The 13,619-nt window shown below is 59.3% G+C and carries 9 protein-coding genes; 5 read left to right on the top strand and 4 right to left on the bottom strand.

Going from position 1 to position 13,619, the window contains the following annotated elements; all coding sequences use genetic code 11:
* The first annotated feature begins 95 nt into the window (after positions 1-95).
* The gene (locus tag FKM52_RS09795; RefSeq protein ID WP_141176020.1) at positions 96-320 is read left to right on the top strand and encodes a zinc ribbon domain-containing protein; all 225 of its coding nucleotides are present in this window, start codon (positions 96-98) and stop codon (positions 318-320) included.
* 499 nt (positions 321-819) lie between these two features.
* Positions 820-3,267, top strand: coding sequence for a glucose/quinate/shikimate family membrane-bound PQQ-dependent dehydrogenase (locus FKM52_RS09785; protein WP_141176018.1), 2,448 nt, complete (start codon positions 820-822; stop codon positions 3,265-3,267).
* A 593-nt stretch (positions 3,268-3,860) separates the two neighbouring features.
* Here the strand turns inward: FKM52_RS09785 and FKM52_RS09780 are convergent.
* From FKM52_RS09780 to FKM52_RS09770, 3 genes are all read right to left on the bottom strand, one after another.
* Positions 3,861-4,193, bottom strand: a complete 333-nt coding sequence (locus FKM52_RS09780; protein WP_141176017.1) for a protealysin inhibitor emfourin — start codon at positions 4,191-4,193, stop codon at positions 3,861-3,863.
* On the bottom strand, positions 4,190-5,218 hold the full coding sequence (locus tag FKM52_RS09775) for a M4 family metallopeptidase (protein WP_141176016.1): 1,029 nt from the start codon (positions 5,216-5,218) through the stop codon (positions 4,190-4,192). Before FKM52_RS09775 ends, FKM52_RS09780 begins: the two co-directional genes overlap by 4 nt.
* Positions 5,219-5,317: 99 nt before the next feature.
* Entirely contained in the window at positions 5,318-6,427 is a 1,110-nt protein-coding gene (locus FKM52_RS09770; RefSeq protein WP_141176015.1) for a LacI family DNA-binding transcriptional regulator, read from the bottom strand.
* 362 nt (positions 6,428-6,789) lie between these two features.
* Between FKM52_RS09770 and FKM52_RS09765 the strand changes: the two genes are divergently transcribed.
* The gene (locus FKM52_RS09765; protein ID WP_141176014.1) at positions 6,790-8,088 is read left to right on the top strand and encodes an MFS transporter; all 1,299 of its coding nucleotides are present in this window, start codon (positions 6,790-6,792) and stop codon (positions 8,086-8,088) included.
* A 14-nt stretch (positions 8,089-8,102) separates the two neighbouring features.
* A complete protein-coding gene (locus FKM52_RS09760) occupies positions 8,103-10,475 on the top strand; it encodes a glycoside hydrolase family 31 protein (protein ID WP_141176013.1) in 2,373 nt (790 codons plus the stop codon).
* Positions 10,476-10,571: 96 nt separating this feature from the next.
* On the opposite strand, the gene xseA is transcribed toward FKM52_RS09760, so the two are convergent.
* The gene (gene xseA, locus FKM52_RS09755) at positions 10,572-11,942 is read right to left on the bottom strand and encodes an exodeoxyribonuclease VII large subunit (RefSeq protein ID WP_141176012.1); all 1,371 of its coding nucleotides are present in this window, start codon (positions 11,940-11,942) and stop codon (positions 10,572-10,574) included.
* A 169-nt stretch (positions 11,943-12,111) separates the two neighbouring features.
* Between xseA and guaB the strand changes: the two genes are divergently transcribed.
* Entirely contained in the window at positions 12,112-13,578 is a 1,467-nt protein-coding gene (gene guaB, locus FKM52_RS09750; RefSeq protein WP_141176011.1) for an IMP dehydrogenase, read from the top strand.
* Positions 13,579-13,619 lie beyond the last annotated feature (41 nt).

The raw sequence follows: 13,619 nt of genomic DNA, 5'->3' as shown, positions 1-13,619 counted from the left end.
GTGCGTATAATACCGTGCATGGTTCTTTATTGGTGTCATTCTATTATTGCCGCCGCGGCAGTTTCACTTTAGCCGCGCCCATTCAGGAGGCTCTTATGCAACTGTGCGAAAAGTGCCGGCATCCGCTGGCTTCCGGCGATAGCGATTTTTACTGTCAACAGTGCGGCGCGCGTTATGACAGGCAGGCGCAATGCCCCGTCTGCCATCAACCGTTGCAGGTGCTGAAAGCATGCGGCGCGACCGATTATTTCTGCCAGCACGGACATGGACTGATATCGAAAAAGCGCGTTGAATTTGTAGCGCAGCGCCAGGCGGAGTGACTGACTGGCGTTATTTTATCTCAGGTTAAGCGCTTAACGCGGCCGTACTGATTTCATTGAAGCGCTTTGGTTGACCCGTAACGCAAAGCGCTTTAGTCTGCTTCTGCTTCTGCTTCTGCTTCTGCTTCTGCTTCTGCTTCTGCTTCTGCTTCTGCTTCTTCCTTTGCTCCCGCTTTGCTCAGTTTCGTTACCCTTTGCCAATCTTACCGCTTCTCAAAATTTTAATTTTTTGCAGCAAAAGTGCGGATTTTTATGTTGTTGTTAATTTTTTGTTTATCTGATTACGTACCGATTGGTACAATTCTCCGCGTTGGTCTACCTTCTTTTTGAGCCGCGCAGCAGGCGCTGGCGGTAAAAGGCAAGACGCTGACGACGGGCAATTCCGTTTAAGTTTATCTGTATGTAATGGCTTGATAATAAAAGCCGCGCTGGCCCGCAAAACGGGGCAGGTGACTCCTGTTTTATTGCTAAGCCTTGGTTTCACCAGGAGAGTGTGATTATGGTTCAAACAACCACCCGGCCAGCGAAAGGCCTGGGTATATGGTGCGTATTGCTGGGGCTGATGTTGCTGGCTACCGGGCTATTCTTTGCTATTGCCGGCGGCAAACTCGCGGCGCTTGGTGGTAGCAAGTACTTCCTGATTGCGGGTATTGTTACCATCCTGTCCGCCATTCAGTTTTTCCGCCGCAAGGCTTCTGCCGTGCTGCTGTTTGCGCTGGTGTTCATCGGCTCGCTGATCTGGGCGCCGCTGGATGGCGGCTTTGATTTCTGGCCGCTGCTGTCGCGCCTGATGGTGCCGACCGGCTTTATGCTCCTTGCGCTGTTAACCCTGCCAGCCCTGCGCCGGCACGCCGGTAAGGCGCCCGCCGCTAAAGCTGCCTGGATCGGCAGCGGCGTACTGGCGCTGGGAATGATTGCCGCACTGGTGCAGACGTTTCAGCCGCATCCCACCGTGGCTTTTGCTGGCGAGCAGCTGCCGCTGGTGCCGGTGGATAAAGCGCACGCGCAGAAAAACTGGGAAAATTACGGCAACACTCCCGGCGGCAGCCGCTTTGTGGCGCTAGATCAGATCACGCGCGATAACGTAAAAGATCTGAAAGTGGCCTGGACATTCCACACCGGCGATATTCCGGAAAGCCCGACCGGCAACGGCGCGGAGGATCAGCAAACGCCGCTGCAGATTGGCAATCGTATTTATATGTGCACGCCGCACAACAATGTGATCGCGGTAGACGCCGACAGCGGCAAGCAGATCTGGAAGCGTGAAATCAACGCGCAGTCGGAAGTCTGGAACCGCTGTCGCGGTCTGGCCTACTTTGATGTTAACCAGCCGCTGCCGCTGTCGACAGTACCAGGCTCTACGCCGATTACGCCAGTTTCACTGCCGGCAGGCGATAGCTGTCAGCGTCGGATCCTGATGAATACCATCGATGCGCGTCTGATCGCTATTAATGCGGATAACGGCGAGTTCTGTCAGCAGTTTGGTCAGAACGGCATCGTCGACTTGAAAGCGGGCCTTGGCGAAGCGCAGGATCCAAAATATCAGCTGACTTCCGCGCCAACGATGGCGGGCACTACCGTTGTGGTAGGCGGGCGCGTAGCGGATAACGTTCAGACCGATATGCCGGGCGGCGTGCTGCGAGGCTTCGATGTGATCACCGGCCAGATGCGCTGGGCCTTCGATCCGGGCAACGCTGAACCGAACGCGCCGCTGCAGCCGGGTCAGACCTGGGCGCGCAGTACGCCTAACTCCTGGGCGCCGATGTCCTGGGATCCGGCGATGAATACCGTTTTTATTCCGATGGGCAGCTCTTCCGTCGATCTCTGGGGCGCTAACCGTACGCCGCTGGATCATAAGTATGGCGCTTCTATCCTCGCGCTGGACGCAACCACCGGTAAAGAGAAGTGGGTTTATCAAACGGTTCATAACGATCTGTGGGATTTCGATATCCCGATGCAGCCGAGCCTGATCGATTTTCCGCAGCAGGATGGCAGCACTAAACCTGCCGTGGTGTTTGGCACCAAAGCAGGGCAGGTGTATGTGCTGGATCGTTTGACCGGCAAGCCGCTGACTGAAGTGAAAGAGCAGCCGGTTAATGCTGGCGATATCCCTAATGAACAGTACAGTAAAACGCAGCCGCGTTCGGTAGGTATGCCGCAAATCGGCGCGCAGACGCTGAAAGAGTCCGATATGTGGGGGGCGACGCCGTTCGATCAGCTGGTCTGTCGTATCGCCTTTAAATCGATGCGTTACGATGGGCTGTTTACCGTACCGGGCACCGATAAGTCTCTGAGCTTCCCCGGTTCGCTGGGCGGCATGAACTGGGGCAGCCTTTCTACCGATCCGAACAATCATTATATTTTCGTGAATGATATGCGTCTCGGTCTGTGGGTGCAGATGATCCCGGCGAATACCGATGCGATTTCACGCGGCAGCAACGGCGGTGAATCTGTTAATACCGGTATGGGCGCGGTGCCGCTGAAAGGGACGCCGTATGCGGTGAATAAAAACCGCTTTATGTCGCCGTTGGGTATTCCCTGCCAGGCTCCGCCATTTGGCACGCTGAGCGCCATTGATTTGAAAACGCGCAAAATCGTCTGGCAGGTGCCGGTAGGCACCGTGCAGGATACCGGCCCGTTTGGCGTGAAGATGCGCATGAAGATGCCGATCGGTATGCCGACGCTGGGCGGCACCCTGGCAACGCAGGGCGGACTGGTGTTTATCGCCGGTACGCAGGATTATTATCTGCGCGCCTTCGATAGCTCAACCGGCAAAGAAGTATGGAAAGCGCGTCTTCCGGTAGGTAGTCAGGGCGGTCCGATGAGCTATGTTTCACCGACCACCGGCAAGCAATATATTCTGATTTCCGCCGGCGGCGCGCGGCAGTCGCCGGATCGCGGTGATTATGTTATTGCCTATGCGCTGGACGATAAGGCAGATAAGTAAGAGCAGCAAGGCCCCGGCAGGGGCCTTGTTTCATTCCGCTCCATGCCGCCCGCTTTTGGCATCGGCGTCTTGCGGGCGGCATGGCCCGTTCGCAAAGACGCAAAGGCGCATCCCTGGCGGCTCGGCCCGCGCCCTCCCTGGCGCGGGACGCTTTGCTCTTCGCTCCATGCCGCTCGCTTTTGGCATCGGCGTCTTGCGGGCGACATGGCCCGTTCGCAAAGACGCAAAGGCGCATCCCTGGCGGCTCGGCCCGCGCCCTCCCTGGCGCGGGACGCTTTGCTCTTCGCTCCATGCCGCTCGCTTTTGGCATCGGCGTCTTGCGGGCGACATGGCCCGTTCGCAAAGACGCAAAGGCGCATCCCTGGCGGCTCGGCCCGCGCCCTCCCTGGCGCGGGACGCTTTGCTCTTCGCTCCATGCCGCCCGCTTTTGGCATCGGCGTCTTGCGGGCGGCATGGCCCGTTCGCAAAGACGCAAAGGCGCATCCCTGGCGGCTCGGCCCGCGCCCTCCCTGGCGCGGGACGCTTTGCTCTTCGCTCCATGCCGCCTGCTTTTGGCATCGGCGTCTTGCGGGCGGCATGGCTTTATCTCTAAGCTACTCGCCTTCTTTCCACAGCGCCTTCAGCTCCGGCGGCGCCAGGCTGTCAGGAATAACGATAACGATATCGCCGCTGTGCTGCTGCGTGCTGTAGCTGATCTGGATGCGGTAATAGTATTGATCGCCGCGCCCCGCCTGCGGCGGCTTATCGGCTGGTTCACCCAGCGGCAGCGAATGGCGCAGGATTTCACAAACCCGCTCTTTCTGTGGTTCGGGGAGCTGCGCCAGCGCAATACGGCGCTGGCCGGCCAGCTTCGGTATCCAGGCAAAACCGCCTTCGCGCGCCAGATCGATTACGGCGTCGTCGGTCAGTTTCGGTAACGTTTTCATGATAAAACACCCGTTTCTTTCCAGGCATCCTCAATGGCCTGCGCCGTCGCCTGGTTAAAACGATGCCGGGCATGGCGCACGGTAAACTGCGCAAAGGTAGCGAAGTCCGCATCCTGCGGCAGCTCTTTATCGCAGACGGTATCATACCAGGCGCGCCCTGCCAGCTCCCAGGCGTAGCCGCCCAGCGCCCTGGCCGCCAGATAAAACGCCCGGTTTGGAATGCCGGAGTTGAGATGAACGCCGCCATTATCTTCACGCGTTTTAATATAGTCGCGCATATGGCCGGGCTGGGGATCTTTGCCCAGCATCGGATCGTTATAGGCGCTGCCCGGCTCGGCCATCGAACGCAGCCCGCGTCCGTTAATGCCTTCCGCCAGCAAACCTTCGCCAATAAGCCAGTCGGCCTGATCCGCCGTTTGACGACGATGAAACTGCTTGACCAGCGCTCCGAAAACGTCGGAAACCGATTCGTTTAGCGCGCCGTCCTGTTCAAAATAGATAAGCCCTGCTTCCGTCTCCGTCAAGCCGTGCGCCAGCTCGTGCGCAACCACATCGATAGCGATGGTGAAGCGATTAAAAATTTCGCCGTCGCCGTCGCCAAATACCATCTGCTGACCGTTCCAGAAGGCATTCTGATATTCCTTGCCGTAGTGAACGGTGCCTTTGAGCGTCAGCCCCTGATTATCCAGCGAGTTGCGCTGGTAAGCCTGCCAGAAAAAATCCCAGGTAACGCCAAGATATTCCCAGGCTTCGCTGGCCGCCACATCCTGATTATCAGGCTGGCCCTCCTTGCGCACCAGCACGCCGGGCAGGCTTTCGCTGTTCTGCGCATCGTAAATCTCACGATCGACATGGCCGACAGCACTGTTCTTCGGCGCCGTTGGCTGCTGCCAGCTTTGCGCCATCAGGTGCTGCACATGATTTAACGTGCGGCGCGCATAGTCCTGCTGATGTCCCGATCCATTGGCGATAATTTTACGCAGGATATAGGGAGGGATGACCGAGCTGACGGGTAGACGAAGCATTAAGGCTCTCCTTAGGCTAAAACAACCCTTATTGATGAAAGCTTACCCTGCTAAGTGTAGTTCAGATCTTCCCCGCGGCCGATCGCCCGCTTCGACAGTTTATTTATCAAAAAGATTAATGATATGTGCCTCGTCGTAGAGCTGCGGATGATGGGTGCTTAGCGCCGGTTTCATCTTATGCGCATTGAAGCTGCGCACCGATTCCCGCAGCGTCAGTTTTCCCTGCAGCAGCAGGTTGCAGGGTGGGGCGGCCGGCCGCAGCAGCCGGCGCTGCAGCAGTTGAATCGCTTCAAATCCCAGCTCGTCGCGCGGCACCTGTACCGAGGTCAGGGGCACATCGTGAATCTCCGCCAGATTCCAGCCGTCGGTGCTCATTACGGAAATATCATTCGGCACCGACAGGCCCAGCTTGTGAATGGCTGCGACCGCGCCCATCGCCATAAAGTCGCTGCCGGCGAGAATCGCACTCGGCCAGCGGCTGCGATCGGGCAGGGCGCTGAGCCAGCTGGCGATCGCCAGCTCCGCCTCTTCGGCGCTGAAGCCGGCGGTGGCGATCAGATGCTGCTCCGCGTCAAAGGTCAGATTCTGCCGCATCCACGCCTGGCGGATGCCCGCAAGGCGCCGTTCCATGGTGGTACGACGCAGACACTGCAGATTGAGAATGTTGCGATGCCCTTGCTGAAACAGATAGCTGGCGGAAAACTCGCCGATCAGCTGATGATCGGGCGAGACGCTGTCGAGGCGCATTTCACGGTCGCTGCAGTTAATCAACACGCAGGGTTTATTCAGATCCGCCGCCAGCGAATGGATATGCGGATCGTCAATACCGATAATCAGCGCCGCCTGGGTTTGCGGATGATTCATCCTTGCGACGAACAGCGCGCTGTCGCTGCGCTCCTCCTCCAGCCCGCACGAACTAAGGTGAACTTCATAAGGGCTGAGCGCTTCAACGATGCTCTGAATCACCCGGTAGTAAAAAATATCGGTGCGTACTGAGAAGGCGCGCGGCGGCGCGAAAATTACCAGATTGTTCAGCATCAGCCTGCCCTGTGACAGCTGCTGCAAAATGCCGTGCTGACGCGCGCAGGCCATCACTTTCTGCCGGGCCGATTCACTGGTGTTGGCCTTGCCCGCCAGCACCCGTGAAACGGTACTAATCGATAGCCCGGTTTGATGAGCGATCAGGGTGATTTTTAACTTTCCATTCATTTTGTGATCCCCTTCAAATCAGCTGATGAAAATTTTTTCATCAGGAGCGGGCAGCCTGCCGCTGTGGCTACAGACGATGCCGCCGTTGTCATCACGCCCGCGAATGAAAATCTTTGCAAAAAACACGGTTTCGCCCGCCAGCGCCGCTGGCTAGTCTGCAACGGTGTCCCTGTTGGGCGGGCGCGGCGTTTCACTATGTGGATGGCGCGCCGGAAAAAGCAAATGATAATCATAGGGTTAAGCAGGTGACAGGACTGTTTTGTGAAAGCCGTCGCATTGCACCGCTGTTGTCGCCTTCGATACCCCACTGAAACGCCCCGCTGGCGGGCGTGCCGTAACACAGACGGCGACGGAGAAAACAGATGAGTATTGAAACCGAACAGACAACCGTAGCCCGCTCCGCCCGCAAATTTAAAGCGTTGCGCTGGTGGATGCTGGCGCTCTTCCTGCTGGGCATCACTATTAACTACATCACGCGTAATTCGCTGGGGATTCTGGCGCCGGAGCTGAAAGTCAGCCTGAATATGTCCACCGAGCAATATTCCTGGGTGGTGGCGGCGTTTCAGCTCGCCTATACCCTGTTTCAGCCGCTCTGCGGCTGGCTGATTGATGTGATTGGCCTGAAAACCGGCTTTCTGATCTGCGCTACCCTCTGGGCGCTGGTATGTATGCTGCACGCCGGGGCGGGAAGCTGGATGCAGCTGGCGCTGCTGCGCTTTTTTATGGGCGGCGCCGAGGCGGCCGCCACGCCCGCTAACGCCCGCGCTATCGCCGACTGGTTTCCAAAAAAAGAGCGTCCCATCGCCGCCGGCTGGGCCGGAGTGGGCTTCTCTGTCGGCGCGATGCTGGCGCCGCCGATTATCGTCGTCGCTCATCTGACGCTGGGCTGGCAGGGCGCCTTTCTCTTTTCCGGCGCGCTGGGGCTGATCTGGGTGGTACTGTGGTGGCGTTTCTATCACGCGCCGCAGCAGCACCCAAACCTCAGCCAGCAGGAACTGGAACTGATCCGCGAAGATAACGAACCGGATCTGCCGAAGCTGCCGTTTTTTACCTCGCTGGCGCGACTCTGCCGCGATAAGAAATTTTACGGCATCGCCATTCCCGCCTTTCTCGCCGAGCCGGCCTGGGCGGTCTTTAGCTTCTGGGTGCCGCTTTATCTCGCCACCGAGCGCGGGATGGATCTTAAACAGATCGCGCTATTCGCCTGGCTTCCATTCCTTGCGGCCGATATCGGCAGCGTCGCCAGCGGCTATCTCACAAATCTGTATCGTAAATGGTTCGGCTTTCAGCGCATTAACTCAGTGATCGCCAGCTCCGTCACCGGCGCTTTTCTGATGCTGTCGCTGACGCTGGTCGCCGTAACTAAAGATCCCTTGCTGGCGATCGCCCTGATCTCTATTGGCGGCTTTGGCCACCAGGTGATCTCCTGCATGCTGAGCGCGCTGGTCGTGGAGTCGTTCGATAAAAACCAGATGGCGACGGTTAACGGCATGCGCGGCTCCTGCGCCTGGATCGCCAGCTTTCTTTTTTCCCTGCTGATCGGCGCGGTTTCCGACACGGTCGGTTTCGGCCCGCTGTTTGTGGCGATGGGCTTTTTCGACCTGATCGGCGCGCTGTTCCTGATTGCTCTGCTGGCCGAACGCCGCGCTAAAAAACCTTAAATGCTGGAGTGGATATGAAGACATTGAAAAACTGGACGCTGGCGGGCAAGTACGCCGACAGGATCGAATTGCGGGTTGACGGACGGCATCTGTTTTGCCTCTACGTGCTGGAGGCGTCGCTGTTCCGCATCCTGATCAAACGCAACGGCGAGCTGGCGCTGGATCGCACCTGGAGCATCGCGCCGCAAGAGGATGTGCCCTGGGAGGGACGCGATCGCCTGAGCGTGGCGGGGTTCAGCCTGCCTGGCTATCAGCTGGAAACCTGCGATGACCGGCTGATAATCAGCAGCCAGAAGCTGCGCGTCACGGTACATCAGCCGCTCTGGCTGGCATGGGAATATCTTGATGCCGCTAACCAGTGGCAGCCGCTGGCCGAAGATCGGCGCACCAGCGCTTATCTGCTGAATGGACATGGCGACGGCGTGGCGCACTATCAGCGCCGTTTCGCCAATGAGCGCTACTATGGGCTGGGGGAGAAAGCGGGCGATCTTGAGCGCAGCGGCCGACGTTTTGAAATGCGCAATCTTGACGCCATGGGCTATAACGCCGCCAGCACCGATCCGCTCTACAAGCATATTCCGTTTACCATTACCCGTCGCGAGCAGGTTAGCTTCGGTCTGTTTTACGATAACCTCAGCAGCTGCTGGCTCGATCTCGGCAACGAACTGGACAATTATCATCAGCCTTACCGACGCTATCAGGCGGAGGCGGGCGATCTCGATTATTACCTGTTGTTAGGCCCGCGCGTGCTGGACGTTACCAAAGCCTTTGTGCGGCTTACCGGCAAAACCTGTTTCGGGCCGAAGTGGAGCCTGGGCTACAGCGGCTCCACGATGCACTATACCGATGCGCCCGACGCCCAGCATCAGCTGCAGCAGTTTATCCAGCTCTGTCGCCGGCACGCCATTCCCTGCGATGCTTTTCAGCTCTCGTCCGGCTACACCTCCATCGGTAATAAGCGCTACGTATTTAACTGGAACTATGAAAAAGTGCCGCAGCCGCGCCAGCTGAGCGCCGCGTTTCATGAGGCGGGGCTGAGGCTGGCGGCCAATATTAAACCCTGTCTGCTGCAGGATCATCCGCGCTACGAGGAGGCGGCGGCGCAGGGGCTGTTTGTCCGCGATTCAGAGACGGATGCGCCGGAGCGATCCTGCTTCTGGGACGATGAAGGTTCGCACCTTGATTTCACCAATCCCGATGCGATCCGCTGGTGGCAGCAGGGCGTCACCAGCCAGCTGCTGGAGATGGGAATCGATTCCACCTGGAACGATAACAACGAATATGAGATCTGGGACGGCGAGGCGCGCTGCCACGGCTTTGGACGGCCGGTAGCGATTAAGCACATCCGCCCGGTAATGCCGCTGTTGATGATGCGCGCCTCGCTGGAGGCGCAGCAGCGATTTGCGCCGCAGCGGCGCCCCTACCTGATTTCACGCTCCGGCTGCGCCGGTATGCAGCGCTACGCGCAGACCTGGAGCGGCGACAACCGCACCAGCTGGCAGACGCTGCGCTACAATATCCGCATGGGGCTGGGGATGAGCCTGTCAGGATTGTATAACGTCGGCCACGACGTCGGCGGTTTCTCCGGCGACAGGCCGGATGCGGAGCTGTTTGTGCGCTGGGTGCAGAATGGCGTCATGCATCCGCGCTTTACCATTCACTCATGGAACGATGACGGTACGGTAAACGAGCCCTGGATGTATCCCGGCGTAACGGATAGCGTGCGCGAGGCGATTCGGCTGCGCTATCGCCTGCTGCCCTATTTTTACACCCTGCTGTGGCAGGCGAGCGTCGATGATGAGCCGATGCTGCGGCCCACTTTCCTTGACCACGAGCATGATGCGCAAACCTGGCAGGAAACGGACGATTTTCTTCTCGGCCGCGACCTGCTGGTGGCGAGCGTGGTGGAGCCGGCAGAGCGTCAGCGTCGGGTGTGGCTGCCGGATAACGGTACGGGCTGGTACTGTTTCTGGAGCGACCAGTGGTACGGCGGCGGACAGTGGATTACGCTGGACGCGCCGCTGGAGAGGCTGCCGCTGCTGGCGCGTGCCGGCGCGTGCCTGCCGATGTCGCAGCGTATGGCGCACGTGGACGCGGCGGCGGACGATCGGCGCGAGCTGCGACTGTTTCCCTTATCGGCGGGGCAGAGCGAAGGGCTGCTTTTTGAAGATGACGGCGAAAGCCACGGCTGGCGCGAGGGCGATGCGCTCTGGCTGCGCTGGCGGATGGATTGCAGCGCGACGCGCATTGCGCTGGAAGTATCGCAGGAAGGGCGCTATCAGCCCGCGTGGCGGCAGCTGGATATTAGGCTGCCGTCCGGCGAACGGCGCGAGCTGTGGATCAACGGCGAGCCGGCGACCGCGTATCGCCTGCGGCAGGCGGACTAAAAGCCGGCGCTGTTTGTAACCGCTGACGCCGCTGCGCATGGCGCAGCGGTAACGCTCTGGCGGGGCGATGCGCTCTTCCCGCGGCGTAACGGTAATTTATGCCCGCTTTTTGCGAGTTTTCTTTAGCGGCGTGACGGCTTTGACTTCGCTTTCTATCCAGCCATCCTCCAGCCGCGTTTGCAGCGTATCGCCCGGTTTGAGCTGGGCCGTTTTCTTCAGCACTTCGCCTGCCGGCGTCTGGGTGACGCTAAAGCCGCGCGCCAGGGTTGCCAGCGGGCTGACGCCCTCCAGATGCGCCACCTGGACGCCGAAGCGCTGCTTATCTCCGCTCAGGCGCTGCTGCATCGCCTGCGACAGCCGGTAACGCCACTGTTGCAGCTGCTGCTGCGCATGATTAATTCTGTTTTGCGGCTGCTGCGCCGACAGACGCTGCGTCAGCCGATCCTGCCGGCGCGCGGCGTGACGCAGTCGCAGCTGCATCGCTTCGTCCAGGCGCCGCTGCAGGCGGAACAGCGCCGTTTGCTGGCGCGCCAGCCGTAGCTGCGGGTGCTGCTGCTGCAGGCGGTGCTGCAGGCGGGTAAAGGTACGCTGCTGCTGAGCCAGATAGTAATCCATCGCCATTTCCAGCCGCGTTTGCTGCGCCAGCAGCTGGCGCTGCAGCTCGACCTGATTGCGGCTGACTATCTCCGCGGCGGCGGAAGGGGTCGGGGCGCGTAAATCGGCGACAAAGTCGGCGATGGTGACATCGGTTTCGTGGCCGACGGCGCTGACGATGGGAATACGGCTGGCGAAAATGGCGCGCGCTACGCGCTCATCGTTAAAGCTCCAGAGATCCTCCAGCGAGCCGCCGCCGCGCCCAACGATCAGCACATCGCATTCATTACGCAGGTTCGCCAGCTCAATCGCGCGGACAATCGCCGCCGGCGCCTCGTTGCCCTGTACCGCCGTGGGATAGATAACCACCGGCAGCGAGGGATCGCGCCGGTGCAGCACGCGCAGCACATCATGCAGCGCCGCGCCGGTGGCGGAGGTGATCACGCCTACCTGACGCGCCGGTTCCGGCAGCGGCCGCTTATGCTGCTGTTCAAACAACCCTTCCGCCGCCAGCCGCTGTTTCAGCTGTGCAAACTGCTGCTGCAGCAGACCTTCGCCCGCCGGATGCATGCTCTCGACAATCAGCTGGTAATCGCCGCGCGGCTCATAAAGCGTGACCGTGGCGCGTACCAGTACCTGCTGTCCGTGCTGCGGGCGAAAGGTGACGCGCCGGTTGCTGTTGCGGAACATGGCGCTGCGTACCTGAGCGGTATCGTCTTTGAGCGTAAAATACCAGTGGCCGGAGGCGGGCTGGCTAAAGTTGGAGATCTCAGCGCTGAGCCAGATCTGGCCCATCTCGCCTTCCAGCAGCTGACGCACCGTGGTATTAAGGCGGCTGACGGTAAAAATATTAGCGGAAGGCGGTAGCGACATGTGATGAGGATCAAATAGTAAATCAGCAAGTTAATTAGTCGATACTACATGCCTCAGCCAGGGGATCAAGACATTTTCTGAAAAAAAGCTGGAGGCAACCGATTACGCCCTGTATAATGCCGCGGCAATATTTTATCTGTTCTCATTCACCCCAGGTTGAGATATTGCCATGCTACGAATCGCTAAAGAAGCACTCACTTTTGACGACGTTTTGCTCGTTCCTGCTCACTCCACCGTCCTGCCTAACACGGCTGACCTCAGTACCCAACTGACCAAAACCATTCGTCTGAACATTCCAATGCTCTCTGCCGCTATGGATACCGTGACCGAAGCCGGTCTGGCTATCGCGCTGGCGCAGGAAGGCGGGCTGGGCTTTATCCATAAAAATATGTCCATCGAGCGCCAGGCGGAAGAAGTGCGCAAGGTGAAAAAGCATGAAAGCGGCGTCGTTACCGATCCGCAGACCGTGCTGCCGACCACCACGCTGCGTGAAGTGAAAGAGCTGACCGAGCGTAACGGCTTCGCCGGCTATCCGGTAGTGACGGAAGATAATCAGCTGGTCGGTATCATTACCGGCCGTGACGTGCGTTTCGTGACCGATCTCAACCTGCCGGTCACCGCCGTCATGACGCCGAAAGAGCGGCTGGTTACGGTAAAAGAGGGTGAAGCGCGCGAAGTGGTGCTGCAGCGAATGCACGAAAAACGCGTGGAAAAAGCGCTGGTGGTAGATGACAGCTTCCGCCTGCTGGGCATGATTACCGTTAAAGATTTTCAGAAGGCGGAGCGTAAGCCGCTGGCCTGTAAGGATGAGCACGGTCGCCTGCGCGTTGGCGCAGCGGTGGGCGCAGGCGCGGGCAACGAAGAGCGCGTTGATGCGCTGGTCGCCGCAGGCGTTGACGTACTGCTGATCGACTCCTCTCACGGTCATTCCGAAGGCGTACTGCAGCGTATTCGTGAAACCCGCGCCAAATATCCCGATCTGCAAATTATCGGCGGCAACGTCGCTACCGGCGCTGGCGCGCTGGCGCTGGCTCAGGCGGGCGTAAGCGCGGTGAAAGTCGGCATCGGCCCTGGCTCTATCTGTACTACCCGTATCGTTACCGGCGTGGGCGTACCGCAGATTACCGCAGTTTCCGATGCGGTAGCGGCGCTGGAAGGCACCGGCGTGCCGGTTATCGCTGACGGCGGCATCCGCTTCTCCGGCGATATCGCGAAAGCGATCGCCGCAGGCGCCGCCTGCGTGATGGTCGGCTCGATGCTGGCCGGTACGGAAGAGTCTCCCGGCGAAATCGAGCTGTATCAGGGCCGCGCCTTTAAATCCTATCGCGGTATGGGTTCGCTGGGCGCCATGTCTAAAGGCTCCTCCGATCGCTACTTCCAGAGCGATAACGCGGCGGACAAGCTGGTGCCGGAAGGGATCGAAGGCCGCGTGGCTTATAAAGGCCGTCTGAAAGAGATCGTACATCAGCAAATGGGCGGTCTGCGCTCCTGTATGGGCCTGACCGGCTGCGCCACCATTGAAGAGCTGCGCACCAAAGCGGAATTTGTGCGCATCAGCGGCGCGGGTATTTCGGAAAGCCACGTTCATGACGTGACCATCACCAAAGAATCGCCGAACTACCGTATGGGATCCTGATCCCGGCAACATCCTCGCCCGGCGATCCGCCGGGCGCTTTT

It is taken from the genome of Mixta tenebrionis, assembly GCF_006517625.1.
Taxonomy (GTDB): domain Bacteria; phylum Pseudomonadota; class Gammaproteobacteria; order Enterobacterales; family Enterobacteriaceae; genus Mixta; species Mixta tenebrionis.
Note: the sequence above shows the minus strand (reverse complement) of the source record. Positions and strands in the feature narration are given on the sequence as shown.

What these genes read in the sequence shown, in the direction of transcription:
- FKM52_RS09770 (WP_141176015.1), bottom strand. Translation starts at nt 6,427, where the DNA reads ATGAATGGAAAGTTAAAAATCACCCTGATCGCTCATCAAACCGGGCTA.
- FKM52_RS09780 (WP_141176017.1), bottom strand. Translation starts at nt 4,193, where the DNA reads ATGAAAACGTTACCGAAACTGACCGACGACGCCGTAATCGATCTGGCG.
- FKM52_RS09760 (WP_141176013.1), top strand. Translation starts at nt 8,103, where the DNA reads ATGAAGACATTGAAAAACTGGACGCTGGCGGGCAAGTACGCCGACAGG.
- FKM52_RS09775 (WP_141176016.1), bottom strand. Translation starts at nt 5,218, where the DNA reads ATGCTTCGTCTACCCGTCAGCTCGGTCATCCCTCCCTATATCCTGCGT.
- FKM52_RS09765 (WP_141176014.1), top strand. Translation starts at nt 6,790, where the DNA reads ATGAGTATTGAAACCGAACAGACAACCGTAGCCCGCTCCGCCCGCAAA.
- guaB (WP_141176011.1), top strand. Translation starts at nt 12,112, where the DNA reads ATGCTACGAATCGCTAAAGAAGCACTCACTTTTGACGACGTTTTGCTC.
- xseA (WP_141176012.1), bottom strand. Translation starts at nt 11,942, where the DNA reads ATGTCGCTACCGCCTTCCGCTAATATTTTTACCGTCAGCCGCCTTAAT.
- FKM52_RS09795 (WP_141176020.1), top strand. Translation starts at nt 96, where the DNA reads ATGCAACTGTGCGAAAAGTGCCGGCATCCGCTGGCTTCCGGCGATAGC.
- FKM52_RS09785 (WP_141176018.1), top strand. Translation starts at nt 820, where the DNA reads ATGGTTCAAACAACCACCCGGCCAGCGAAAGGCCTGGGTATATGGTGC.